General features: G+C 58.2%; 20 protein-coding genes and 1 pseudogene. 10 read left to right on the top strand and 11 right to left on the bottom strand.

Annotated features, from left to right (window positions below; translation table 11 throughout):
* Positions 1-2 precede the first annotated feature (2 nt).
* Positions 3-2,528 carry a TonB-dependent receptor plug domain-containing protein gene (locus ACEN8Q_RS12160; protein WP_413705265.1) on the bottom strand — a complete coding sequence of 842 codons (2,526 nt, stop codon included), beginning with the start codon at positions 2,526-2,528 and terminating at the stop codon, positions 3-5.
* Positions 2,529-2,632: 104 nt separating this feature from the next.
* Positions 2,633-3,370 (bottom strand): enoyl-CoA hydratase/isomerase family protein, encoded by a 738-nt coding sequence (locus tag ACEN8Q_RS12155; RefSeq protein ID WP_413421129.1) that lies wholly within the window; start codon positions 3,368-3,370, stop codon positions 2,633-2,635.
* A 111-nt stretch (positions 3,371-3,481) separates the two neighbouring features.
* Here ACEN8Q_RS12155 and ACEN8Q_RS12150 point away from each other — a divergent pair, with 111 nt between their 5' ends.
* Entirely contained in the window at positions 3,482-4,504 is a 1,023-nt protein-coding gene (locus ACEN8Q_RS12150) for an alcohol dehydrogenase catalytic domain-containing protein (protein WP_413421131.1), read from the top strand.
* A 2-nt stretch (positions 4,505-4,506) separates the two neighbouring features.
* On the top strand, positions 4,507-6,000 hold the full coding sequence (locus ACEN8Q_RS12145) for a class I adenylate-forming enzyme family protein (RefSeq protein WP_413421133.1): 1,494 nt from the start codon (positions 4,507-4,509) through the stop codon (positions 5,998-6,000).
* Here ACEN8Q_RS12145 and ACEN8Q_RS12140 read toward each other — a convergent pair.
* Complete coding sequence (locus ACEN8Q_RS12140; RefSeq protein WP_413421135.1) at positions 5,997-6,782, bottom strand: IclR family transcriptional regulator; 786 nt, start codon at positions 6,780-6,782, stop codon at positions 5,997-5,999. The two genes, ACEN8Q_RS12145 and ACEN8Q_RS12140, sit on opposite strands and share 4 nt — an antisense overlap.
* Positions 6,783-6,899: 117 nt before the next feature.
* Between ACEN8Q_RS12140 and ACEN8Q_RS12135 the strand changes: the two are divergent.
* A pseudogene (locus tag ACEN8Q_RS12135) lies at positions 6,900-7,178 on the top strand (heme-binding protein); the annotation flags it as partial.
* A 111-nt stretch (positions 7,179-7,289) separates the two neighbouring features.
* Here ACEN8Q_RS12135 and ACEN8Q_RS12130 read toward each other — a convergent pair.
* The 8 genes from ACEN8Q_RS12130 to ACEN8Q_RS12095 form a co-directional block, all read right to left on the bottom strand.
* The gene (locus tag ACEN8Q_RS12130; protein ID WP_413705264.1) at positions 7,290-9,251 is read right to left on the bottom strand and encodes an FAD-dependent oxidoreductase; all 1,962 of its coding nucleotides are present in this window, start codon (positions 9,249-9,251) and stop codon (positions 7,290-7,292) included.
* A 39-nt stretch (positions 9,252-9,290) separates the two neighbouring features.
* Positions 9,291-9,632 (bottom strand): cupin domain-containing protein, encoded by a 342-nt coding sequence (locus tag ACEN8Q_RS12125; RefSeq protein WP_413421139.1) that lies wholly within the window; start codon positions 9,630-9,632, stop codon positions 9,291-9,293.
* A gap of 69 nt (positions 9,633-9,701) precedes the next feature.
* Complete coding sequence (locus ACEN8Q_RS12120) at positions 9,702-10,064, bottom strand: hypothetical protein (protein WP_413421141.1); 363 nt, start codon at positions 10,062-10,064, stop codon at positions 9,702-9,704.
* A 435-nt stretch (positions 10,065-10,499) separates the two neighbouring features.
* Positions 10,500-11,924 (bottom strand): gamma-aminobutyraldehyde dehydrogenase, encoded by a 1,425-nt coding sequence (locus ACEN8Q_RS12115; RefSeq protein ID WP_413421143.1) that lies wholly within the window; start codon positions 11,922-11,924, stop codon positions 10,500-10,502.
* Between the two features lie 33 nt (positions 11,925-11,957).
* On the bottom strand, positions 11,958-13,607 hold the full coding sequence (locus tag ACEN8Q_RS12110) for a 4Fe-4S dicluster domain-containing protein (RefSeq protein ID WP_413421145.1): 1,650 nt from the start codon (positions 13,605-13,607) through the stop codon (positions 11,958-11,960).
* 94 nt (positions 13,608-13,701) lie between these two features.
* Positions 13,702-14,631 carry an electron transfer flavoprotein subunit alpha/FixB family protein gene (locus tag ACEN8Q_RS12105; protein WP_413421147.1) on the bottom strand — a complete coding sequence of 310 codons (930 nt, stop codon included), beginning with the start codon at positions 14,629-14,631 and terminating at the stop codon, positions 13,702-13,704.
* A 1-nt stretch (position 14,632) separates the two neighbouring features.
* Complete coding sequence (locus tag ACEN8Q_RS12100; RefSeq protein WP_413421149.1) at positions 14,633-15,382, bottom strand: electron transfer flavoprotein subunit beta/FixA family protein; 750 nt, start codon at positions 15,380-15,382, stop codon at positions 14,633-14,635.
* A 356-nt stretch (positions 15,383-15,738) separates the two neighbouring features.
* Positions 15,739-16,287 carry a cupin domain-containing protein gene (locus ACEN8Q_RS12095; protein WP_413421151.1) on the bottom strand — a complete coding sequence of 183 codons (549 nt, stop codon included), beginning with the start codon at positions 16,285-16,287 and terminating at the stop codon, positions 15,739-15,741.
* Positions 16,288-16,681: 394 nt separating this feature from the next.
* Between ACEN8Q_RS12095 and ACEN8Q_RS12090 the strand changes: the two genes are divergently transcribed.
* The 7 genes from ACEN8Q_RS12090 to ACEN8Q_RS12060 all read left to right on the top strand — a co-directional run bounded on the left by ACEN8Q_RS12090 (position 16,682) and on the right by ACEN8Q_RS12060 (position 25,529).
* Positions 16,682-18,742, top strand: a complete 2,061-nt coding sequence (locus ACEN8Q_RS12090; RefSeq protein WP_413421153.1) for an FAD-dependent oxidoreductase — start codon at positions 16,682-16,684, stop codon at positions 18,740-18,742.
* Between the two features lie 8 nt (positions 18,743-18,750).
* A complete protein-coding gene (locus ACEN8Q_RS12085) occupies positions 18,751-19,110 on the top strand; it encodes a cupin domain-containing protein (protein ID WP_413421155.1) in 360 nt (119 codons plus the stop codon).
* Between the two features lie 78 nt (positions 19,111-19,188).
* Positions 19,189-20,289: a polyamine ABC transporter substrate-binding protein gene (locus ACEN8Q_RS12080; RefSeq protein WP_413421157.1), complete on the top strand. Its 1,101-nt coding sequence runs from the start codon at positions 19,189-19,191 to the stop codon at positions 20,287-20,289.
* Positions 20,290-20,322: 33 nt separating this feature from the next.
* A complete protein-coding gene (locus tag ACEN8Q_RS12075) occupies positions 20,323-21,456 on the top strand; it encodes an ABC transporter ATP-binding protein (protein WP_413421159.1) in 1,134 nt (377 codons plus the stop codon).
* Positions 21,453-22,364, top strand: a complete 912-nt coding sequence (locus ACEN8Q_RS12070; RefSeq protein WP_222585718.1) for an ABC transporter permease subunit — start codon at positions 21,453-21,455, stop codon at positions 22,362-22,364. The genes ACEN8Q_RS12075 and ACEN8Q_RS12070 overlap by 4 nt, the downstream gene beginning before the upstream one ends.
* A complete protein-coding gene (locus ACEN8Q_RS12065; protein ID WP_222585719.1) occupies positions 22,361-23,233 on the top strand; it encodes an ABC transporter permease subunit in 873 nt (290 codons plus the stop codon). Before ACEN8Q_RS12070 ends, ACEN8Q_RS12065 begins: the two co-directional genes overlap by 4 nt.
* Positions 23,234-23,468: 235 nt before the next feature.
* Positions 23,469-25,529 carry an FAD-dependent oxidoreductase gene (locus tag ACEN8Q_RS12060; protein ID WP_413421162.1) on the top strand — a complete coding sequence of 687 codons (2,061 nt, stop codon included), beginning with the start codon at positions 23,469-23,471 and terminating at the stop codon, positions 25,527-25,529.
* Positions 25,530-25,537: the final 8 nt, after the last annotated feature.

Below are 25,537 nucleotides of genomic sequence, written 5' to 3'. Positions count from 1 at the left end.
CCTTACCAGCTCACGTCGACTTTGGCGAAGTAATAGGCGCCTTCCAGACCGTAGGGCGAGTACCAGCTGTAGGTCGGGTTGTCGGTGGGGAAGAAGTAGAAGCGCTTGGCTTCGTCGTTGAGCTGCTGGGGCCGGCGGTCGAAGATGTTTTCCCCACCGATGGTCAGTTTCACCGCGTCGCTCAGGTAGTAGCCCAGGCTCAGGTCGGTGATGAAGGCCGGGCGGATTTCTTCGTCGCGGCTGGCGGAAATCTGATTGCGCCCGGTGACTTTGGAGTAACGGGTTTCCTTGAGCGTGAGGTCGAAGTCGCCCAGTTGCCAGGCGGCGGTCAGGGAGGTGACGTTCTTCGGGTAGGCGTCGGTCAGGTTGCCCTGGCGGTCGCGGCCGACCGCGCTGATCCCGGTGCCGGCCAGTGCCGCGGGCTCCTTGATCTTCTCGATGGTCTGCAGGCTCTGGTTGCTGAGCAGGGTCCACTTGGTCTTGCCATAACGGCCCAGGTCGTAACGGTAGTCGGCCACCAGGTCGATGCCGCGGGTGCGGGTATCGGCGAGGTTGCCGAAGTAGGAAACGATCTGGTTGGGGTTCAGTCCCTGGGTGGCCAGCAGGTTGGAAACCGCCGTACCTTGCAGGTTGCTGGTTTGCAGGATGCGATCCTTGATATCGATCTGATACAGGTCGACGGTGACGTCCAGGTTCTCGGTCGGCGTGGCGACAAAGCCCAGGCTGTAGTTCATCGAGCGTTCCGGTTTCAGATCCTTGGCGCCCAAGGCTTGCCCGGCTGCGTCGTCGACGGTCACATAACGCGTGGTCGCCTGCTCCAGTACGCCGCTGAACGGATTGGTGCGCCATGCGGTGAGTGACGAGGAGTAGTACTGCTGTTGCAGGGACGGTGCGCGAAAACCGTTGCTGATAGTGCCGCGCACGGCGAATTGCGGGGTAAAGGCATAGCGTGTCGAGAACTTGCCGCTACCGGTATCGCCGAAGTCGCTGTAGTGCTCGAAACGACCGGCCAGGCTCATGTCCCACTTATCGGTCAGGCTCTGGTTGAAGTCGACGTAGCCGGCGGTATTGGTTCGCGAGTAATTATGCGCGTCGGCCGGGGTGAAACCCACCAGCCCTGGCGCGCCCGGGTTGGGACGTTGGCCCGCCAGGGGGTGTCCGACCGGGAACACATAGCCGCCATCGGCGTAAGATGCGTACTCGCCGTCCTGGATTTCAAACCCATCGCGACGAAACTCCAGGCCTGTAGACACGTTCAACGGCTTGGCGAACAGCCCGGTGTCGAACGAGCGGGTCAGGTCCAGGTTGTTGGTCCATTGGCTGGCGATCAGGTTGCCACCATCCATGTTGCGGGGGCTGTTCGGCCCCAGGGACGGGTTGAGCGAGCGTTCGTTGCGGGTGTTGGCGTTGTTGTAGCCATAGCTGGTGCTCAGGTCCCAATGCCAGCCCAGCAGATCGTCGTTGCGTACACCGAACACGTTCTGGAAGTCGTCTTCCTCGACCACGAAACGCGGCGAGAAACCGTCCGGGTACACCGAGACGATGTTTTGCGGCGAGTTGGCGGTGCGATAGGTGCCCCAACTGGTGGAGTTGCGGTGGCTCAGGGTCGAGAACGAGTACAGGGTATAGGCGTCGTTGAGCGGCAGTTCGGTGTTATAGGCGAAATCGTAGGTCTGCGCCCGAGGCTGGCCCAGTTGCTGGCGATAGCGGCTTTCGCTGGTTTCCCGCGGATCGGGCCGGCCGTTCTGGCGAAAATAGATACTGGTGCGGTCTGGAACCGCGCCCGCGACGTTGGAGCTTTCCTGAATGCCGATATCGGCGCTGAGACTGAAGAAACCGTCGTTGGGCAGTTCGAAGCCCTGGTTGATCTGGCCCTGGCCGCGGGCGCCGAAATTGCCCTTGCCGCCAACCCGCTCCTTGTACTGCCCATACAGTGCACTGGCGCTACCACCGGAACGGTTGTCCTTGAGGATGATATTGATCACCCCGGCGATGGCGTCCGAGCCGTATTGTGCCGCCGCACCGTCGCGCAGCACTTCGACGTGATCCACGGCGCTGATGGGGATCAGGTCGAGATCTGCGGGTGACTGGCCGCTGGAGGCGGCGGCGTTCTGTACGAAAATCAGCGAGGTGTTGTGCCGGCGTTTGCCATTGACCAGCACCAGTACATGGTTGCCGCCCAACCCGCGCAGTGTCGCGGACTTGACCGACAGGCCGGTGCCGCCGGTGAAGCCCGCGGCGTTGGTATAGGACGGCACGCTGGCGGCCAGGGCGTCGCGCAGATTCTGTTTGCCAGAGCGAGCCAGGTCGTCGGCACTGATGACGTCGATAGGGGCCAGGCTCTTGGCCACGGTGCGGCCGCTGTCCCGGGCGCCGGTAACGACCACGGTCTGCAGGGCGGTTTCGTTGGCAGCCGCCGGTCGTGGTCTGTCTTCTTCGGCCAGGGTCACCTGGCTGGCGCAGAGCCCGAGGAGGCTGGCGCTTAGCAGGCTGAGCCTGGGATAAAAACGGGTGCAGGGGTGAGACATGGTGAGGCTCCAATGAAGAGGTGCCGCTTTCCATTCCTGGTGGTGGGTGTGCCTGACAGTACTGGCGAAGCTGGGTGTGTTGGTTTTTCGCTTATTGATGGGCGCTACCGGTCGCGCATGACGTCCTGGCGAGCCTGGTCGACCAGCGCCATATGGCGTTGCAGGCGGCTTTTCCTTTCCGCCAGTAACAAGGCCTTGGTCCATTCGACAGCCTTGCCGGAGTGCGCGGCCAGGCGTGTAGCCAGTTCCACGGCGCTGTCATAGGGGTTGTCGACCACGCGATTGACCAGGCCCATGGCCAGCGCCTGATCGGCATCGAACTGACGGGCGCTGAGCATGATGTCCAGGGCCGCCGCTTCGCCAATCAGGCTCGGCAGGGTGATAGCGCTGAAGCCGGACAGCATACCGTGCTGCACTTCCGGAAAATTGAATCGGGTGTCATGCCGAGCAATGCGGAAATCGCAATGGATGGCCAGGCTGATGCCCAGCCCCAGGGTGTAGCCGTGCAAGGCGGCAATCACCGGTTTGTTCAGGTCATGGCCAACGCCGGGCAGGGCGCGGGCGAGCAGCTCGCTGCTGACGGTCTCGCCGGTGGTGGCTATTTCCTTGAGGTCGGAGCCTGCGCAGAAGGCTCTCTCGCCAGCGCCCCGCAGAACGATTGCGCGAACGGCACGATCGTTCTGCGCGCGCTGCCAGGCCTCGCCCAGCTCATATTTGGCCTGGCTGTCCAGGGCGTTCAGGCGCTCCTGCCGATTGAGGGTGACCACCAGAACACCTTCGCCAACCTGTTGATACTCGACTGTCATGACTTCGATTTCATTGAGTGTGAAAGAAAGACGCATTGCCCCTTGAGGTCCGCGTCAAAGTGGGGAAAACTTAATTTATGCGCACAATGCGCACAACATGTTTGTTATACGAACATATTCTTACCAAATTACTAACGGTTATAAAAAATGAAAGCGATAGTTCTAAAAGCCTTTGGAGGGCCGGAGCAGTTGCAAGTGCAAGAGGTGCCGACACCCCAGGCCGGCCCGGGTGAAGTCTTGGTCAAGGTGCAGGCGGCCGGGGTTTGTCACCACGATCTGCTGCACCGCGCCGGTCATCTGCCAGGGGCGCATGTCGGGGTAGTGCTGGGCCATGAAGTGGCGGGCGACGTGGTCGAGGTCGGGGCGGGGGTGTTGCAACTGGCCGTGGGCGCCAGGGTCGTGATCTACCAGCGACGTTTTTGCGGGCAATGCCGGGACTGCCTGCGCGGGCGCCAGGATCTGTGCCGGGCCTTGGGCCTGCCCTCGGTGGACACCGAAGGGGCCTATGCGCAATACCTGCGGGTGCCGGCTATCTTGGCCGTCGAACTGCCCGAGGGCCTGGACTATGCCCAGGCTGCGCTGGCGTCATGCCCGATCGCGACCAGCGTCCGGGCCTTGCAGGGCGAAGCGGCCCTCAAGCCCGGCGAAACCGTGTTGATCAACGGTGCCAGTGGCGGTCTGGGAGCGCACCAGATTCAACTGGCTCGGGCGCTGGGCGCCAGGGTGATTGCCGTTACGGGCAGCCCGGAGAAACGCGACTTCCTGCATGCGCTGGGGGCCCATGAGGTGATCGTGGCGAACGAGGGATACAGCGCCCAGGTCTGGACGCTGACCGGCAAGCGCGGCGTGGACGCGGCCATGGATAACCTCGGGCATACCCTGCAAGACACTCTGCGCTGCATGGCCCTGGGGGGGCGGGTGGTGGTGCTGGGCAACGTGCGCCCTGGCAGCGTCCCAATCAATCCGGGCCTGTTGATCGGACGGCGGCTCAAGGTTCAGGGTTCGGGCAGTGCGACGCTTGAAGAGTTGCGCATGGCGCTGGCGCTGATCCACAGCGGCCACGTCAGGCCGTTGATCGACCGGGTGCTGCCTTTTCATGAAGTGGCCCTGGCCCATGCGCTGCTGGAGTCGCGTCAGGTCAGTGGACGTATCGTCCTGAGCGGGTGGTAGCCATGGACATCAGTACGCTGCTTGCCCAGGCCGCCTGCAAATGGCCAAACGAAACGGCGCTGCGGGAACCGTCCAGTGCTCGGACCCTGACCTTCCTGGAGCTCGATCGGGCCCTCGATGCTGTCGGCCACGCCTTGGACGGGCTGCGGATCGCCCCCGGAGCCCGGGTCGCGCTGTTGGCCGACGCCAGCATCGACTACCTGCTCGCCGACTATGGCTGCATGGCCAACGGCCGGGTACGGGTGCCCCTCGATCCGGCGCTGGCCGCGGACGAATTGCTGGCCCAACTGCGCGACGCCGGCGCCGTGTTGTTGCTGTTTTCACCCGCGTACACGGCACTGGTCGAAGACTTGCGCCTGGCGGGTATCGAGTGCCGGCCCTTGAGTTCAGTGAGTGAAGCCGCGCCCCCGGCAGGGCAGCCACGGCCAGCGCAATCCCCCCAGGCGCTGGCCTCACTGAATTACACCGGCGGCACCACCGGCGCGCCCAAGGCGGTCATGCACCGGCATGCGAGCCTTTGCGCGGTGCTGCAGAACATCGTCATGGCCCGCGGCGCCTCAGCCGGCGATGTGCTGTTGAATGTCCGCCCGTTGTGGCCGATCGCCGCTGTCGCGGTATTGGCGCATCTGCTCAGCGGTGGGCAAGTGGTGCTGGACGGGCGCTTCGATGGCGAACGCTTTATCGCGCAACTGCACGAGTATCGGGTCGCCTTCAGTTCGCTGGTGCCGACCCAGCTTTTGCGGCTGATACGCGAAGCGGGTGCCGGCCCCGAGGACTTGCCCTTCTTCAAGAGCCTCGACGTGGGGGCCGCCGCGCTGGCGAGCGACGTCCTGGACGGCGCGTACCAGTTGTTTGGCGAGCGGATCAGCGTGCTTTACGGCATGACCGAAGCGCCCTGGAGCTGCTACCTCTCGGCTTCGCAGATGGCTGCGGCACGGCGTGCCGGAGAGAGCGCCGAAGGCCTGGTGGGACGTCCGGTATTTGCTGCGGCGGTGCGTATCGACCAGGCCGATGCCAATGGCGTCGGCGAAATCCTGCTCGGCGGACCGCAGTTGATGAGCGGCTATTGGCAACTCGAAGCCCTCAGCGCCCAGACACTCGACCAGGGCTGGCTGCGCAGCGGCGATCTGGGGCGGCTTCGCGATGACGGGCAATTGCTGGTCCTGGGGCGCTGTAAGGACATCATTCGCAGCGGTGGAAAATCGGTACAGCCCGGCGAGGTCGAACAGAGCCTGTTGGGCCATCCCGGCGTGGCCGACGCCCATGTGTTCGGCCTGCCGGACGTCGAGTGGGGAGAACAGGTCTGTGCCGCGGTGGTGCTGGATGGCACGCGGCAAGTGTCGGCAGCGCAATTGATTGAGCACTGCCGCGCGCAGTTGTCGCGGTACAAGGTGCCGCGGCGGATTTACTTCACCGATCAGTTGCCACGTTCGCACTACGGCAAGGTGCAGAAGAACCGGTTGCTGGCGGCTCTCGGCCCCGACCTGCTGTCCTAAAGGCTGCCCAACTGCGCCGCGATGCCTTCGCAAGCTCGGCGCACATGGCTGGCCAGGGAGGAACCGGAGTGGGTCTCGTCCTCCATCTCCAGCCCGGCCACTACCACGGCGCCCATGGCGATTGTGGCCTCGGGCCGGATGGGGAAGGCCACCGAGGACAGGCCGGGCTTGAACTCACCGTGACCGAAGGCAAAGTCCGCCTCGCGGCGAATCTGCTCGAGGGCTGGCAGCACCCTGGCATAGCGCTCTTCACCCAGGATGGCCAGGGCCGTCGATTCGCCGTAGGTGGCCAGTATCGCCCGCCCGCTGGGGCTGCCGTCGATGGGAAACTGGTCGGCCAGGTCTACGATCACGTTGAGCGGAGTCGACGGGGTCCACATCCGTTCTATCAGCACCACTTGATCGCCTACGGGAACCGACAACGAAACGATGGCCTGGCGCTCGCCGATGACGCGCTGCAACTCGATGGCATAGGGCAGGGCGATCTTCCTCAGGTTCAAGCGATTCAGATAGGCCGCCGAATAGATCAGGCTCTCGGGTCCGATGCGGTAGGTGCCGCCCTGGGACTCGATCAGGCTCCAGTAGGTCAGGGTCTTGAGCAGGCGGTGGATGGTCGTCCGGTCGATCCCGGTCAGGCGCGCCAAGTCCAGCGCACTGGCGCCATGCTTGAGCCCGGCAAGGGTGCGCAGCAGCACAATCGAGCGGTCAATGACCTGAACGCGTCCGCCTCCAGCGTTGTCCTTGCCGTTGTTGAGTGCGGGTTGAGTCGAAGAAATATCCATTGTGGCAGTGGTTTCCGAAAGCTTTTTGATCGGCTGGCACGGAATGCCGGCTCGGCCGGAGGCCAAGGTTAACGGTGATCTGCGACGGGGTGAAGAGGAGAGTGAAGTAAACCTGGGTTAGTGCTTGGACATCTGGACGGTTGTGCACCGATCAGCGCCTACATCGCCACAGAGAAAGCGCGCAGCTCGGCCCTCGGTCGCCGCGAAACGAAGGGCGACGAGGATATGGTCAACGGAGGGCGCAGTGCCTTTTTGTCTGCACCGATGCTGACCTCTCTGGAAGGAGGGGTACTGGTGCTGATCGATGGCCAGGTGGTCGGTGCGATTGGCGTTTCCGGGGTCAAGGCCGATCAGGACGCGAAAGTCGCCCATGCCGCGGGCTCGGCCCTGGTGTGAATCGATCCATTAGCAACTGCGCCAGGACAGCATGGAACGCGATGAACCCAAAAAAGAGCCACAGGCCAGGCTAAGGCGCTGCGGCTAAAGGGTGATATCGGACAATCAGGTCTAAATTGCCCAGCCGACCTTCATTCCTTCGTAGATGGCTTCCTCGGCACTGCGAGGGGCAAGGCAGTCGCCGGCGCGATGAATTGCAATGCTGTCGTCCAGTTGATCAGCCAGATCGTCGATTGATTCGTGCCCGTTGCACAGAACCAGGGTGTCAATGTTCTCGAAGATGATGGGTTCGCCGCTCGCCGTGTGCTGCATGTAGACGGTGGAGTCATCGCAACCGTAAAGCCGGGCATAGGTGGTCACCGCGATCTTCAACTTGTGCATTTCACCGACCATGTTGTCGCGGACGTAGAGTGGCAGGATCTCACCGACGTTGAGTCCATTCACCGCAAGCTGAACGTTGTGGCCAGCCCTGGTCAGGATTTCGGCTATGCCGGGCCCGATCCAATCGCAGCGCCAATCCACGACGACAACGGAACGGCCCACCTTCACTTCGTTGCGAAGTATTTGCCAGGCGTTGACGACCTGCAGATCCCCGCCCGCTTCGTAGCAAGGGGTGTATGGCTTCGCGCCGGTTGCGAAGACGACAGCGTCAGGTTTGGCCTCATTGATGATTTGCGCTGTTACGCGGGTGTTCTTGAACACCTTGACGTTGGCCAGTTCAAGTTCGCGTTGGAGGTTCGTGCTTGCGCCGCCGAATTCGCTTCGCCGGGGAAGTAGTTGAGCGAGGAGGACCTGCCCGCCGAGTTGCGAAGTCGCTTCGTACAGGGACACGTCATGGCCTCGCTGCGCCGCGGTGGCAGCCGCCTTCATGCCGGCGGGGCCACCACCGATAACCATCACCTGCTTTTTTACCTGGGCCGCAGTGACAACGCCGTAGCGCAGCTCACGGCCGGTCTCGGGGCGCTGGATGCAGGAGATCGGGAAACCCTTGTGGAAGTGACCTATGCACGCCTGGTTGCAAGCGATACAGGCGCGTACGTCGTCGGCCTCCCCGCTGGAGGTCTTGTTTGGCATCTGCGGATCACAGATCAGAGCCCTTGTCATACCGCAGACATCCGCCTGTCCCCGGGCAAGGATCAGTTCGGCCTCCTGGGGCGCATTGATTCGCCCGGTCACGAACAGCGCAATGGACAGCTTCGACTTGAAACGGGCGGCTTCATTCGCTAGGTATGCCGCTTCAACCGCCATCGGCGGAACGATATGAATCGCACCGCCGAGTGTTGCTGACGTACCGGCGACGATATGCACGTAGTCCAGACGATCCTGGAGCCGTTGTGCGGCCTGAAGAGACTCCTCTTCAGTCAGGCCATCGGCATCGCGTTCATCAGCCGAAATGCGCATCCCGACCACGAAGTTTTCGCTCGTCCGGGCCCGCACCGCCTCGATGATTTCATCCATGAATCGCAGTCTGTCCGCGATGTCACCGTTATACTGGTCCGTGCGCCGATTGATGCGCGGGTTCAAGAACTGCGACGGCAGGTATCCGTGGCTGGCAACAATCTCCACGCCATCGATGCCTGCGGCCTCCAGCCTGCGAGCGGCTTCACCATACCCAGCAACGATCTCGTCGATCATTTTCTGATCGAGCGTTCGGGGCATGACGTGAAAGCGTTCATTCGGCGTGGCGGAGGCCGAGTAGGCGACGGCCAAGGGGCCATCGCTGGACTCCATGATCTCGCGTCCCGGGTGGAATATCTGCGAAAAGACCACCGTCCCATTCGCGTGGCAGATATCGGCGATCCGACGATAGCCGGCAATGCAGTCGTCATCGGTGGCCATCAGCACATGAGAAGTGTACCGGGCACTTTCGTGTACACCTGCAACTTGCAGAATAATGAGCCCTGCGCCACCTTCGGCTCGGGCCTTGTGGTACGCGACTAACTGCTCGTTAACCAGGTTGTCGGTGGGCATGGAGGTGTCATGCCCGGTAGACATGATCCGGTTCTTCAGGCGCTTGTTACGTATTTGAAGAGGTGAAAACAGGTGCGGGTACGCATCTTTTGAGGCAGGCATCTTAGAGGTCCTATCAGCGTGTTTAACAATGACGTGCTTTTAGTTGCTCCAGTTGACTGGGTACAGCGCGTAAAAGACCTTGGCTTTTTTGCCCGAGTAAGCGAGGGGTGTCTTTTCTGGAATCCAGATAACATCACCCGGTTTTGCAGCTATCGTGGTTTCGCCGAGAACGAGTTCAAACTCACCTTCCAGGACGACGATCAGCTCATCGTAAAGCACAGTCCAGTTGATCGAGATGTCATCGAAATAAGCGATTCCGGCGCCCATCGTCTGGCTTTCATCGGTGCCTACCAGGCGACAAATGGCAGCCCTGTTCAGGGGCTGTCCGCCATAAGACGAATAGACCATCTCATCACGCTTGAAGTGAATGGTGTTGGACATAGATCAGACCTCTGGGTGGTGTTTCCATTATTTATTGCACCAAAGTTGCATAGGGTTCTTGAGTGCGAACTAACGGGCTGGGTGGCAGTGCTTTGCCTGAGAGCGTTCCAGTGCAACAAGAACCCCATAGGCGACTGCTGTCATAATGATCATGATGTACGGTAGCCAGGCAAATACACCCTCGGATTCGATCATGAAGTAATAAGCCAGGATGACGGCAAACGTCAGGCCGCCGATGGCAATTGCCGGGATATTTATTACATTCTGCTCCCCGGATTTAATGATTTCTTTAATGGCATCTATGCTGAGCAAGACATATGGAATGATCCAGAACAGAGAGAACAGCGTAGAAAGATAGTTCGCCGAAAGGATCGGTGGTGCACCTGCAAAAACCTGAAGTGCCAGCGGAATAATCGCAGCCGAAGTAGCCATCAGAATCGTCGCGGCCGTGGGCGATCCAAACTCGGGATGCACACTCGAAAAGACCGAGGGAAGAAACTTCTCGGTTGCCGAGGTGGCAATACTCGGCTCCCATAGTTCATGAACGCTACAAGACTGGCAAATGCGGCTCCGGTAAGCAGAAGAGGAAGGCATCCGGCAGCCATTGCTGCGCTGGGGACAACTTGTTGGCCGGATAGGCCCAGCAGGGTTACTCGAAACAGAGACTTTGGTGGGGTATTAGCCTTGAGCGTTTCTGATGTATAGGATTCAAATGCCGTGCCGGCGTCTTGATATTTCGTCATGTTGTCTCGGACCTTAATTATTATTGTCAGCGGCCTGTAAGCCGGAAATAAAATCCATTGACGCTAGAGGCAATGCAGATAACGGCGTCTGCACTTCCATGTGCAGCCCGCAGGGCACTAAAAGTTAGTGCTTGATCATTACGTGGCGGATGGAGGTGTAATCTTCCAGGCCGTACATGGACAGATCTTTCCCATATCCCGACATCTTTTGCCCGCCATGAGGCATTTCGTTGAGCAGCATGAAGTGGGTGTTGACCCAGGTGCATCCGTACTGAAGGCGAGCACTAAGGCGATGGGCACGGCCCACGTCCTGCGTCCAAACAGAGGATGCCAATCCGTAGTCGGAGTCGTTGGCCCAGGCCAGTACCTGGGCTTCGTCGGTGAACTTGGTGACCGACACGACGGGGCCAAAGACTTCGCGCCGTACGATTTCATCGTCTTGCTTCGCGTCAGCAAGCACCGTCGGCTCGAAGAAGTAGCCGGGGCCATCAACCGGCTTGCCGCCAGTGACTACTCGGATGTGCGGTTGAGCAATCGCGCGATCGACCAACTCTTTCACCCGGTCACGATGTTGGGAGGTGATCAGCGGGCCCAGTTCGACACTGTCTTCATCCTGAAGACCGTACTTGAGGGTGCTTACCGCTGCGCCCAGTTTCTCCACGAACTGTTCGTAAATGCCTTCCTGGGCATAGATGCGGGTGGCGGCGGTGCAGTCCTGGCCCGCATTGTAGAAACCAAAGGTCCTGATCCCTTCGACTGCCGCATCGATATCGGCGTCATCGAAAATTAGCACGGGTGCCTTGCCTCCCAGCTCCATGTGCATGCGCTTGATCTCGCTACTGGTGCTCGAAATGATGTTCGCGCCAGTCGCGACGGAGCCGGTAAGCGAGACCATCCGAACTTTCGGGTGAGTCACGAGCGTCGCCCCAACCGAGGGTCCGCGACCGAAGACAATGTTGAGCGTACCTTGAGGCAGGACTGTGTTTACGAGTTCGGCCAGGCGCAGTGCCGTGAGCGGGGTTTGTTCCGAGGGCTTGAGGACGACCGTGTTACCGGCGACCAGTGCAGGTGCGATCTTCCACGCAACCATCATCAGCGGATAGTTCCAGGGTGCGATGGACGCGATGACGCCGATGGGATCGCGGCGAATCATCGAGGTATACCCCGGCAGGTATTCGCCGGCGGCGCTACCGTTCAGGCATCGAGCGGCCCCCGCAAAGAAACGAAACACGTCAGCCACGGCAGGCAGTTCATCGTTGAGCACGGCGGGATAAGGCTTGCCGCAGTTCAGCGACTCAAGGCGGGCAAGTTCTTCAGCGTGTAGGTCAATGAGATCGGCAATCTTGAGCAGTGCTGCGCTACGGTCTTTGGGCGAGAGGCGAGACCAGCCTTCAAACGCCGCTTCGGCGGCGTCGATGGCCGCATTGACCTGGCTGGCGTCAGCTTCGGGGATTTCGATGATGACCTCGCCGGTCGACGGATTCAGGACCGCCTGGGACGCACCAAGACCGGATATCAGTTTGCCATCGATCAGTAGTTTGGTTTGCATTGTTGTACCCATATTTATTGTTTGATCAGGGAATTACATGTTGGCGTAGTTGGGACCGCCGGTTCCTTCCGGGGCCACCCAGGTGATGTTCTGGGCCGGGTCCTTGATGTCGCAGGTTTTACAGTGCACACAGTTCTGGGCGTTGATCTGGAAGCGCTTGATCCCGTCATCGTTGTTCAACACTTCGTAAACACCTGCCGGGCAGTAGCGCTGCGCGGGTTCGTCGTAGAGGGGCAGGTTCTTGACGAGCGGGATGCTCGCGTCAGCCAGGCGCAGATGCACCGGTTGGTCTTCTTCATGGTTGGTGCTGGAGAGGAACACCGAAGAGAGTTTGTCGAAGCTGATCTTTGAGTCCGGCTTCGGATACTCGATGCGTGGGGACTCGGCGGCTGGCTTCAGGCAGGCGTAGTCCGGCTTGTTGTCGCGCAAGGTGAAGGGAGTTTTGCCACCAAACCAATTCTGGTCGATGTAGTTGAAGGCACCGCCGACCAAGGCGCCGAATTTGTGAATGGCGGCGCCGAAGTTGCGGCTGCGAAACAGTTCGTCAAACAGCCAACTGGATTTGAAGGCATCGACGTAGCCGGTGAGCTCGTCACCCTTGCGACCTGCAGCCAGCGCTTCAGCGGTCGCTTGCGCAGCCAGCATGCCCGACTTCATGGCGGTGTGGCTGCCCTTGATCTTGGCGAAGTTCAGAGTGCCCAGATCGCAACCGATCAGCGCGCCGCCTGGGAAGACCATCTTCGGCAGGGCGTTCAGGCCACCCTTGCAGATAGCGCGGGCGCCATAGGCCACACGCTTGCCGCCTTCCAGGTACTGCTTGACGACCGGATGGTGCTTGTAGCGCTGGAACTCGCCGAACGGCGACAGGTACGGGTTGCTATAGGACAGGTCGACAATCAGGCCGACGACCACCTGGTTGTTCTCCAGGTGATAGAGGAAGGAGCCACCTGGATTCTCGTCGTTCAGTGGCCAGCCGGCAGTGTGAACCACCAGGCCGGGCTGGTGTTTGCTCGGATCGATGTCCCAGACTTCCTTGATGCCAATGCCGTAGTGCTGGGTGTCGGCGTCGCAATCCAGGTTGTACTTCTTGATCAGTTGCTTGCCGAGGTGACCACGGCAACCTTCGGCGAACAGGGTGTACTTGGCGCGTAGCTCCATGCCGAGGGTGTAGTAACCTTCTTTCGGGTTGCCTTCGCGGTCGACGCCGAGATCGCCGGTGACGATGCCGCAAACAACACCGCCCTGGTCGAACAGCACTTCCTGGGCGGCGAAACCCGGATAGATCTCCACACCCAGGCCTTCCGCCTGTCGGGCCAGCCAGCGGCAGAGGTTGCCCAGGGAAATGATGTAATTTCCCACGTTGTGCAGGGTCTTCGGGACGAAAAAATGGGGAATTCGCTTAGCGTTTTCCGGTCCTTGGAGCAGGTAGATGTCGTCGCGGGCTACAGGGGTATTCAACGGGGCGCCCAGGTCTTTCCAGTCAGGGAAGAGTTCGTTCAGGGCGCGAGGTTCGAATACGGCGCCGGAGAGGATGTGGGCACCGATCTCCGAACCTTTCTCGACCACGCATACGCTGATCTCCTGTCCCGTTGCGGCGGCCTGCTGCTTCAGTCGGCATGCGGCAGAAAGCCCGGCAGGGCCAGCACCGACGATGACGACGTCATATTCCATAAATTCACGCATGTGCTTCGTACTTATTATAAGAGTGGCGTGTAAAAAGAAGCCGGCAGAACCGGCTAAAGCGGGAACCGTTGTTTCGAGAGCGGCAACCTATCCCTTAAAGGGCTTTCTCCAGCTCTGGAATGAGCTCGAACAGATCACCGACCAGGCCGTAGTCCGCGACCTGGAAAATCGGCGCCTCTTCGTCTTTGTTGATCGCGACGATGACCTTGGAATCCTTCATGCCTGCAAGGTGTTGGATGGCGCCGGAGATACCTACGGCGATGTACAGCTGCGGCGCGACAATCTTGCCGGTCTGGCCGACCTGCATATCGTTCGGTACAAAGCCAGCATCGACGGCAGCACGGGAGGCACCCACGCCGGCACCGAGCTTGTCCGCCAGGGAATAGAGCAGGCTGAAGTTGTCGCCATTGCCCATGCCCCGACCGCCGGACACGACGATCTTGGCGACGGTCAGTTCCGGGCGGTCGGACTTGGCCAGCTCTTCGCCGACGAAGGCGGATTTGCCTGCATCAGTGACGATATTGATCGCTTCAACCACGGCGTTACCGCCCTCAGCGGCGGCGGCGTCGAACCCGGTGGCACGCACGGTGATCACTTTCACGGCAGCCGAGGACTGCACGGTGGCGATGGCGTTGCCGGCGTAGATCGTACGCTTGAAGGTGTCGGCGCTTACAACAGCGATGATTTCGGAGAGCTGGTCGACGTTCAACAGTGCGGCTACGCGCGGCAGGTAGTTCTTGCCGTTGGTCGTAGCCGGGGCCAGTACGTGGCTGTAGTCCTTGCCCAAGGTGGCAATCAACGGCGCAACGTTTTCCGGCAACTGATGCGCATAAGCGGTGTTGTCGGCAACAAGTACCCGAGACACGCCAGCAACCTTGGCAGCGGCTTCGGCGGCAGCGCCGACATTGGAACCCGCAACCAGCACGTGGATGTCGTCACCCATCTTCTGAGCGGCAGTGACGGTATTCAGAGTCGCAGCGCCCAAGACGCCGTCGTTGAGTTCAGCGATTACCAGGATTGCCATCTCAGATCACCTTCGCTTCGTTTTTCAGTTTCTCAACCAGTTCAGCCACGGACTTGACCTTGATGCCGGCCTGGCGCGTGGTCGGCGCTTCAACTTTCAGGATTTTGACGGTAGATGCGGTGGATACGCCGAGGGCGTCCGGTGTGACCACGTCCAGCGGCTTCTTCTTTGCTTTCATGATGTTCGGCAGCGATGCGTAACGCGGCTCGTTCAAGCGCAGGTCTGTGGTAACGATGGCGGGCTGGTCCAGCACGATGGTTTGCAGGCCACCATCGATCTCACGAGTCACATTGACCTTGTCGCCCGTCACTTCGACCCTGGAAGCGAAAGTACCCTGTGCATAGCCGCTCAGGGCGCCCAGCATCTGGCCGGTCTGGTTGTTGTCGCTGTCGATGGCTTGCTTTCCGAGGATGACCAGTTGCGGCTGTTCCTTGTCGAGCACGGCCTTGAGCAGCTTGGCCACGGCCAGAGCGTTCAGCTCGTCGTCGGACTCAACCAGTACAGCGCGGTCAGCGCCCAGGGCCAGGGCAGTACGCAGTTGCTCCTGGGCGGCGTTCGGACCAATGGTGACGACGACGATTTCGCTCGCAATGCCTTTCTCTTTCAAGCGTACGGCCTCTTCCACGGCGATTTCGCAGAAGGGGTTCATCGACATCTTGACGTTGGCGAGATCAACACCGGAGTTGTCCGCCTTCACGCGGACCTTCACGTTGTAATCAACGACCCGTTTTATCGCTACCAATACTTTCATCTTGTTATTACCTAGCCTGCTGGAGGTGTAGCAATGCGTATTTGGAGCCATCTGCGTGGAGCGATGGCCGCGCTTTTTGGGTGACGGAACTCACGAACCGAGCCTGCGCGGGCTTCCTTTCGAAGGAGCAGGGAAAAGCGCTGACGGTACGAGAGATGCTCGTGAAATTTTATACGTTTTTTCACGGCGCCAGGCAAGCGGTTTGAAATGAGAGCTCGTCGATTTGAAAAAAACGTTATAAATCAGTTGATTACGCGGACGGTGAGAGGCTGGGCCCGCGTGAAAAACTCGGGGCCAGAGCTGGAAGGGGGGAGTGAAGAGCGGTGGATGTGCCCAAATAGGCGAATGAAATGGGGTTAGCGGAGGGCAAATACCCAAACAATTTTGGTTGGTATTTGGCCCTTGTTGACGTAGCTGTGCGGGGTGCTGGACGTGAAATGGAAGCTGTCACCCTCAACCAGGTGAAGTGTTTCTCCATTGATTGTCAGTTCCAGTTCACCATCCAGAACCAGGCCGCCTTGTTCTCCCGCATCCGTCATCAGATCGTCGCTTGATCTGGAGCCCGGGGCAATTTCTGTCAGCAGCATATGAAACTTGCCAGAAATATCGGGCGACAGAAGTTGGTCCTTTATGCCCCCGCGATAATCAAGCGCCGAGCGCTCCCGGCGTTTCACCAGGACAGGGTGCTTAGGCAGTTCCTGCTCGGAAGTAAAAAAGCTCAAGTAGTCGACTTCCAAAAGCTGAGCGATCGCCCCGATGTCTTCAATGCTCGGTTGGGAAAGTCCTCGTTCGATCTGAGAGACAAAACCAATCGATCTGCCAATTCGATCAGCTACCTGCTGAAGACTGAGACCTTTTTTCTTGCGCAGATATTTGATTCTCAGGCCTGCAACGTGGTCGTTCATTCTTGGCTCCAAGGGGTACACGCGGATGGCGAGTAGGTTTTAAGGGGTGGGGGATAGCGGGTGTTGCCGCAAATGATAACCAATGTCGGTTTTTGGTCGGGACGGCCTGCAGTATACCGGACGTCGTGAAAACTTCAGATTTTGTTCATGGGATTTTCACATTGGTGCTCTGACAAAGTCAGGGATGAGCAGCTCCTGACGGCCGCACAGGCCACTTGACCACAGGCTGTGCGCACTGGCGCCAATCGCCAGGTAGCCGGGCTCAGTCTGAGCGGGTGTGAAATAAATATATTTCCTTCATGAAATATATTGCATATTTTCATATGCTGTTTCACAGTGATGGCCATAACAACGTAAGGAGCGCCAAGCTCCTGGTCATCCAGAGGTACGTCCTGTGACGACAGATCCGCGCTATTCCATTCTCTTCGAGCCCGTGAAAATTGGGCCCGTCACGGCTCCCAACCGTTTTTTCCAGGTTCCTCATTGCAATGGCATGGGACACGTCCGGCCAAACATGCTCGCGGCTATGCGAGGCGTGAAAGCGGAAGGTGGTTGGGGGACGATCTGCACGGAAATTACTGACATTCACCCCACCTCTGACCAAGGGCCCTATGCCGAGGGCCGGCTTTGGGATGATGCCGACATCCCTGCCGTCCATGCCATGACCCGGGCTGTTCAGGCGCATGGAGCCTTGGCGGGGATCGAGTTGGCGCATGTGGGCCTGGCTTTTGGCAACCAGGACTCGCGGATGCCGCCAATCGCGCCGTCCCACCGGTCAATTGCTATGGAAGAGCCGATTCAGGCGCGGGGGATGTCGCTTCGAGACATCAAGGACTTCAGAACCTGGCATCGAAATGCCGCGCTGCGCGCCAAGCGTGCTGGCTTCAACATTATCTACGTCTACGCGGCGCATAACCTTTCGATCCTTCAGCAGTTCCTGCTTCCTCGCTACAACACTCGTACCGATCATTACGGCGGCAGCCTTAAAAATCGTGTTCGCCTGCTGCGTGAAGTGCTCGAAGACACTAAGGATGCTGTGGGCGACACCTGTGCGGTCGCGTTGCGTTTTTCGGTTGAAGAGCTCATGGGGGACGACGGCATTCAGCATGACGCCGAAGGACGTGAAATCGTCGAAATGCTGGCCGAGCTTCCCGATCTCTGGGACGTGAACGTTGGTGACTGGGAACACGACTCGGCACCCTCGCGTTTCTCGCAGGAGGGTTACCAGGAACCGTACATCTCCTTTGTAAAGCGAGTCACCAGCAAGCCTGTCGTCGGGGTAGGCCGGTACACCTCACCCGACACGATGGTTCGCCTGATCAAGGCTGGCGTCATGGACCTCGTCGGTGCAGCCAGGCCCTCCATCGCCGACCCGTTCCTGCCGAACAAGATCAAGGAAAATCGCCTTGAGGATATCCGCGAGTGCATCGGCTGCAACATCTGTGTTTCGTCCGACCAGAACATGGTTCCGCTGCGTTGTACGCAGAACCCGACCATGGGGGAGGAGTGGCGTCGAGGCTGGCACCCGGAGCGTATGAATCCGAAGCGTTCCGATGATTCGGTTCTGGTCATCGGCGCCGGTCCTTCGGGCCTCGAGGCGGCGCGTGCGTTGGGCGAGCGGGGTTATACCGTTGCCCTGGCCGAGGCCTCGGCTGAGTTGGGCGGTCGTGTATTGAAAGAAGGTGGCCTGCCGGGGTTGGCGGAGTGGCGTCGTGTTGCGGATTACCGTGTGCAGCAGCTTCTGAAATCCACGAAAGTAGACATTTACCGAGAGAGCAACCTTTCAACGGAGGACGTTCTGGGTTTTGGTTTCCAGCATGTACTGCTGGCAACCGGCGCGACCTGGCGGGGCGATGGTGTGGGTCGAAGCCTTCATCAGCCGGTACCTGGACTTGGCACCATCCCCGTCTTCACGCCCGACGACATCATGGGCGGCAACCTGCCCAAAGGCGAGGTAGTGGTGTTCGATGACGACACTTACTACATGGGCAGCGTTATCTGCGAGTTGCTGGCGAAGAAGGGATGCCGGGTTCGCCTTGTAACTCCCTTCCCCGTTGTTTCTCCCTGGTCCTATTTCACTTGGGAGCAAAGGCGAACGCAGGTACGCCTGATGGAGCTTGGGGTGGAAATCAACACTAACCGTTCGCTGTGCAAGCTGACGGATAACGGTGTCGTGACTGCCTGTACCTACACAGGGCAGGAATATGAGATTGCAAGTGCAGCCGTGGTGCTGGTTACCGAGCGTCTACCGAATGAAGGTCTCTACCTCGATCTGGTCAAAGACAGTTCTGCGCTTGACGTTGCGGGAATCAAATCGGTCCGTGCAATAGGCGACTGTTATGCGCCAGGAATTATCGCCAGTGCTGTTTACAGCGGTCATCTGGCGGCGCGTGAACTGCAGGAAACGGAAGAGGCAATTGCCTTCCGTCGCGAACGAATCATCGTCCACTCGTGAGTAAAAAAATGAACAAGAAACATGTAGAAGACGTGGTGTCTTTCTGCCGCTCTGCTGTGGAGCCGGCCATTGAGACTGTCAATCACGCTAACGTTCTCTCGGGAGAATACATCTCCACAACGTGGCTTCATTATTACGATGCTGAATCTGGATACTCTGTTGGTGTCTGGGAGGCAGGGAGTTTCCGGGAGGCATTTATCTCGGAGCAAAACGAATATTGCCATTTGCTCGAAGGCGTCGTTCGGCTGACCGACAGTGAAGGAAAGTCCGAGGATTATTCACAAGGAGACTCGTTCGTTATTCCAGCCGGCTTCGATGGAGTCTGGGAGAACATCGTTACGGTCAGGAAGTACTTCGTGATTAGCTAAAATATTTAACATATGAGCCGTGGAAGCGGCTCATATGCTTGGGTAAGTACTTTCTTCTTCATGTGTGTGGAGTCAGAAATGAATAAGATCCTGGCGTTTTCAGTTTTTGCTTTTGCGTTTGGTCTGAGTGCAGTTCAGGCACAGGAAAAACCTTCTGGTAATGTTGTAAATATCTATAACTGGGGGGATTACATTGACCCTGCTTTGAAAGAGCAGTTTCAAAAGGAAACGGGCATCACTGTCGTTTATGATGTCTTTGATTCTAATGAAACTCTGGAGGGCAAGCTCCTCTCGGGGAATACAGGATATGATCTTGTAGTTCCGTCAATTCAATTTCTAGCCCGGCAGGTCAAGGCAGGCGTTTATCGAAAGCTCGATAAGGAGAAGATTCCCAATCTCTCGAACCTGGACCCTGCAATGCTGAAGCTGATCGAGTCCAGCGATCCTGGTAACGTTTATGGGGTTCCTTACCTCTGGGCCTCGAATGGCATTATCTACAACCCGGTAAAGGTCAAGGAGACTCTGGGTATAGACGCTATTGACTCTTGGTCTGCGGTTTTTGATGTTGAAAATATCAAAAAGTTATCCAAATGTGGCGTGGCTTTTTTCGAATCGCCTGACGAGATTTTTCCTGCTGTACTTCAGTACCTCGGAAAGGACCCCAATACGACTGACCTGAAGGATTACAAGGAGGCGTCAGACCTTCTGGAGAAGGTAAAACCCTACGTAACCTATTTCAACTCGTCGAAGTATGTTTCCGATCTTGCCAATGGAAATATTTGCCTCGCCATTGGCTATTCCGGCGACCCGGGACTCATTAATTCGCGAGCTGAAGAGGCAGGTAATGGCGTTCATGTTAACTTCGCCGTCCCGAAAGAAGGGTCAAAGCTAAGTGTCGACATGATGGCGATTCCTGCGGATTCAAAGAATCCGGAAAATGCCGAGAAATTCATTAATTTCGTGCTCGACCAGAAGGTAATGGCGGCGATTACAAACTACGTTCACTACCCAAACGCAGTGCCAGGTTCAAAGCAGTTCACTTTGCCAGAAATTTCCAATGATCCAGTGATTTATCCGCCGGAAGACGTTGCTCAACGCCTGGTTGTCATTAAGTCACGTTCGCCTGAACTAGTAAGATTTATCACTAGGTCTTGGAATAAAATTAAGAGCGGTAGTTGAACTGTCGTTCACGGGTATGTTGGGAGTAATTCGATGACTGTTGCTGCTGTTGTTTCTGAATCAATGGATCAATCACGAAGTGAGATTGTTCTCAAGATTCAAGGGGTGTCGAAAAAGTTCGACGGTGTCGTTGCGGTTGATGATGTCAACCTGGAAATTCGGCGGGGTGAGATCTTTGCTCTGCTTGGGGGATCCGGTTCGGGGAAGTCGACCTTGCTGCGAATGTTGGCGGGTTTCGAACGGCCCACCGAGGGACAGATTCTCTTGGAGGGAGAGTCCATTGCAGATGTCCCTCCCTATGATCGCCCTATCAATATGATGTTCCAGTCCTATGCGTTATTTCCGCATATGACAGTCGAGCAGAATATTGCATTTGGCTTGAAGCAGGATGGGAAAGGGAAAGTCGAAATCGGCAAAATCGTGAAAGAAATGCTGAAGCTGGTTCAGATGACCAGCTTTGCAAAGCGCAAGCCTCATCAACTATCGGGAGGGCAGCGCCAGCGCGTTGCCCTGGCTCGTTCGTTGGCCAAGCGCCCCAAGCTTCTTCTTCTCGATGAGCCGATGGGGGCGCTGGACAAAAAACTGCGTACGCAAATGCAGCTCGAGCTCGTTGAGATCATCAGCCGAGTGGGGGTTACCTGCGTGATGGTGACCCATGACCAGGAAGAAGCCATGTCGATGGCTCAACGTATTGCCATCATGAACAACGGCCGTATCGAGCAAGTCGGGAGTCCTGTCGATATCTACGAGACCCCGATCAATCGTCACGTATGCGAGTTCATCGGTAGCGTTAACGTCTTTGACGGCGAGTTGGTCGAGGATCTGGAAGATCGTGCCTTGATCTCGTCACCCGTGCTCCAACAGCTCATATACATTGGCCATGGCATCAGTACCCGCGCTCAAAGCAAGTCAATTTCCTATGCAATTCGTCCGGAAAAAATGCTTATGACGTTGGAACGCCCTGATTCCGACTTCAATTGGACGCTCGGTTGTGTTGATGAAGTAGCGTACCTGGGTGGGCACACCAATTACTTTGTAAGGGTGGAGTCGGGAAAGAAAATCCAGGTACAGATCCCAAACAGTGAGCGGCATCTGAAGCGACCGACATTGCGTCAGCAAGTTTATATCTCTTGGTACGATGATGCTGGCGTGGTACTGCAATCATGAACATCGTTAAATTCATTGAGGCACGACGGCCAAGAGGGAGGCACGTCGTAATCGGTGTGCCGTTCTTCTGGCTGTTCCTGTTCTTCCTGCTGCCCTTCGCAATCGTGCTGAAAATCAGCCTGGCTTCGGCCGACGTTGCCATTCCGCCTTACATCGAAGTGGTCCAGTACGCCAACCAGTCCCTTCAGATCTTACTGAACTTGGGCAACTATCTGATATTGACGGGCGACCCGCTCTATATCGACGCCTACCTGGGATCGCTGAAGATGGCGGCGATCAGCACGGTCCTGTGCCTGTTGATCGGTTATCCAATGGCCTATGGCATCGCCCGTGCCAACAAGGAAATGCAGACCGTGCTGATGCTGTTGATCATGATGCCGACCTGGACGGCGATCTTGATCCGCGTGTACGCCTGGATGGGTATCCTCTCCAACAACGGTTTGCTCAATAGCTTGCTGATGTTCCTGGGGATCATTCCGGAGCCTTTGGTCATCCTCAACACGAACCTGGCGGTGTACATCGGCATCGTTTATTCGTATCTGCCGTTCATGGTCATGCCGCTCTACGCCAACCTGGTGAAGCACGACTTGAGTTTGCTGGAAGCTGCATCCGACCTTGGTGCGCGCAACTTCACCAGCTTCTGGAAGATCACCGTCCCGCTGTCCAAGAACGGCATCATCGCCGGCTGCATGTTGGTGTTCATTCCTGTGGTGGGCGAGTTCGTGATTCCGGAACTGCTCGGCGGCCCCGAGACGCTGATGATCGGCAAGGTGCTGTGGCAGGAGTTCTTCAACAACCGTGACTGGCCGGTGGCTTCCGCCCTCGCCGTGGTGATGCTGGCGATCCTGATCGTGCCCATCATCCTGTTCAACAAAAACCAGGCGAAAGAGCTGGAGGGCAAGGTATGAACAAGCGTTGGTCGTTTTCCAGCATCATGCTGGTGTTGGGTCTGCTCTTCATCTACCTGCCGATGGTCATCCTGGTCATCAACTCGTTCAACGCCTCCAAGCTGGTGACTGTCTGGGGCGGCTGGTCGGTGAAGTGGTATGTCGGACTGCTGGACAACCGACAATTGGTGGGGTCGGTGTTCCGCTCGCTGGAGATCGCCCTCTATACCGCGGTTGCCGCTGTTGCCTTGGGCACCCTGGCCGCCTTCGTGCTGACCCGCATTCCACGCTTCCGTGGCCGTACGCTGTTCGGCGGCATGGTCACGGCGCCGCTGGTCATGCCCGAGGTGATCACCGGTCTGTCGCTGCTGCTGTTGTTCGTCGCCATGGCCCAGTTGATCGGCTGGCCGCAGGAGCGCGGCATCGTGACCATCTGGATTGCCCACACCAGCTTCTGTTCGTCCTACGTGGCGGTCGTGGTTTCGGCGCGCCTGCGTGAGTTGGACCTTTCCATCGAGGAAGCGGCCATGGACCTGGGCGCCAGGCCCTGGAAAGTGTTCCTGCTGATCACCATCCCGATGATCGCGCCATCGCTAGCGGCGGGCGGCATGATGTCCTTTGCCCTGTCGCTGGATGATCTGGTACTCGCCAGCTTCGTGTCCGGTCCGGGTGCCACCACGCTGCCAATGGAAGTGTTCTCTGCCGTACGCCTTGGCGTGAAGCCGGAGATCAACGCGGTGGCCAGCCTGATCCTATTATCTGTATCGCTGTTCACTTTCTTCGCATGGTATTTCACCCGTAGAGGTGAGCAGCGCAGACGGCGGTCCGTCCAACTGATGCATGAGGACGTTTCGGCAAAAGCACCACTGCCGCAGTTACAGGCGGCGTAAGCCCGACAGCACGGCGGGAGGCGGTGCAGGAGATGCAGGAGATGCAGGTGTAAACCGGCACCGTTTGTCAGTTGATCGGGCTGTCCCGCCTAGTGTCGCGCTGTTGGTCGTGAAGTTCGTGAAAATACAAAAAATAATTCATGAAAAATATTGCATAATTTCATGAATGGTTTCACAGTGATGGCCATAACAACGTAAGGAGCGCCGAGCTCCTGGTCATCCTGAGGTACGTCCTGTGACGACAGATCCGCGCTATTCCATTCTCTTCGAGCCCGTGAAAATCGGGCCCGTCACGGCTCCCAACCGTTTTTTCCAGGTTCCTCATTGCAATGGCATGGGACACGTCCGGCCAAACATGCTCGCTACCATGCGGGGCGTGAAAGCGGAAGGTGGCTGGGGGACGATCTGTACTGAGAACACTGATATTCACCCCACCTCTGACCAAGGGCCCTATGCCGAGGGCCGGCTTTGGGATGATGCTGACATTCCTGCTGTCCAAGCCATGACCCGGGCTGTTCAGGCGCATGGAGCCTTGGCAGGGATCGAGTTGGGGCATCTGGGCCTGGCTTTTGGTAACCAGGACTCGCGTATGCCGCCAATCGCGCCATCCCACCGGTCAATTATTCTGGATGAGCCGATTCAGGCGCGGGGGATGTCGCTTCGAGACATCAAGGACTTTAGAACCTGGCATCGTAATGCCGCGCTGCGTGCCAAGCGTGCTGGCTTCAACATTATCTACGTCTACGCGGCGCATAACCTTTCAATCCTTCAGCAGTTCCTGCTTCCTCGCTACAACACTCGTACCGATCATTACGGCGGCAGCCTTAAAAATCGTGTTCGCCTGCTGCGTGAAGTGCTCGAAGACACTAAGGATGCTGTGGGCGACACCTGTGCGGTCGCGTTGCGTTTTTCGGTTGAAGAGCTCATGGGGGACGACGGCATTCAGCATGACGCCGAAGGACGTGAAATCGTCGAAATGCTGGCCGAGCTTCCCGATCTCTGGGACGTGAACGTTGGTGACTGGGAACACGACTCGGCACCCTCGCGTTTCTCGCAGGAGGGTTACCAGGAACCGTACATCTCCTTTGTAAAGCGAGTCACCAGCAAGCCTGTCGTCGGGGTAGGCCGGTACACCTCACCCGACACGATGGTTCGCCTGATCAAGGCTGGCGTCATGGACCTCGTCGGTGCAGCCAGGCCCTCCATCGCCGACCCGTTCCTGCCGAACAAGATCAAGGAAAATCGCCTTGAGGATATCCGCGAGTGCATCGGCTGCAACATCTGTGTTTCGTCCGACCAGAACATGGTTCCGCTGCGTTGTACGCAGAACCCGACCATGGGGGAGGAGTGGCGTCGAGGCTGGCACCCGGAGCGTATGAATCCGAAGCGTTCCGATGATTCGGTTCTGGTCATCGGCGCCGGTCCTTCGGGCCTCGAGGCGGCGCGTGCGTTGGGCGAGCGGGGTTATACCGTTGCCCTGGCCGAGGCCTCGGCTGAGTTGGGCGGTCGTGTATTGAAAGAAGGTGGCCTGCCGGGGTTGGCGGAGTGGCGTCGTGTTGCGGATTACCGTGTGCAGCAGCTTCTGAAATCCACGAAAGTAGACATTTACCGAGAGAGCAACCTTTCAACGGAGGACGTTCTGGGTTTTGGTTTCCAGCATGTACTGCTGGCAACCGGCGCGACCTGGCGGGGCGATGGTGTGGGTCGAAGCCTTCATCAGCCGGTACCTGGACTTGGCACCATCCCCGTCTTCACGCCCGACGACATCATGGGCGGCAACCTGCCCAAAGGCGAGGTAGTGGTGTTCGATGACGACACTTACTACATGGGCAGCGTTATCTGCGAGTTGCTGGCGAAGAAGGGATGCCGGGTTCGCCTTGTAACTCCCTTCCCCGTTGTTTCTCCCTGGTCCTATTTCACTTGGGAGCAAAGGCGAACGCAGGTACGCCTGATGGAGCTTGGGGTGGAAATCAACACTAACCGTTCGCTGTGCAAGCTGACGGATAACGGTGTCGTGACTGCCTGTACCTACACAGGGCAGGAATATGAGATTGCAAGTGCAGCCGTGGTGCTGGTTACCGAGCGTCTACCGAATGAAGGTCTCTACCTCGATCTGGTCAAAGACAGTTCTGCGCTTGACGTTGCGGGAATCAAATCGGTCCGTGCAATAGGCGACTGTTATGCGCCAGGAATTATCGCCAGTGCTGTTTACAGCGGTCATCTGGCGGCGCGTGAACTGCAGGAAACGGAAGAGGCAATTGCCTTCCGTCGCGAACGAGTCATTGTCCACTCTTAAGTTAAAGA

It is taken from the genome of Pseudomonas sp. Pseusp16, assembly GCF_047324915.1.
GTDB lineage: Bacteria > Pseudomonadota > Gammaproteobacteria > Pseudomonadales > Pseudomonadaceae > Aquipseudomonas > Aquipseudomonas fluorescens_CD.
This window is presented reverse-complemented; position numbering and strand designations above follow the sequence as displayed.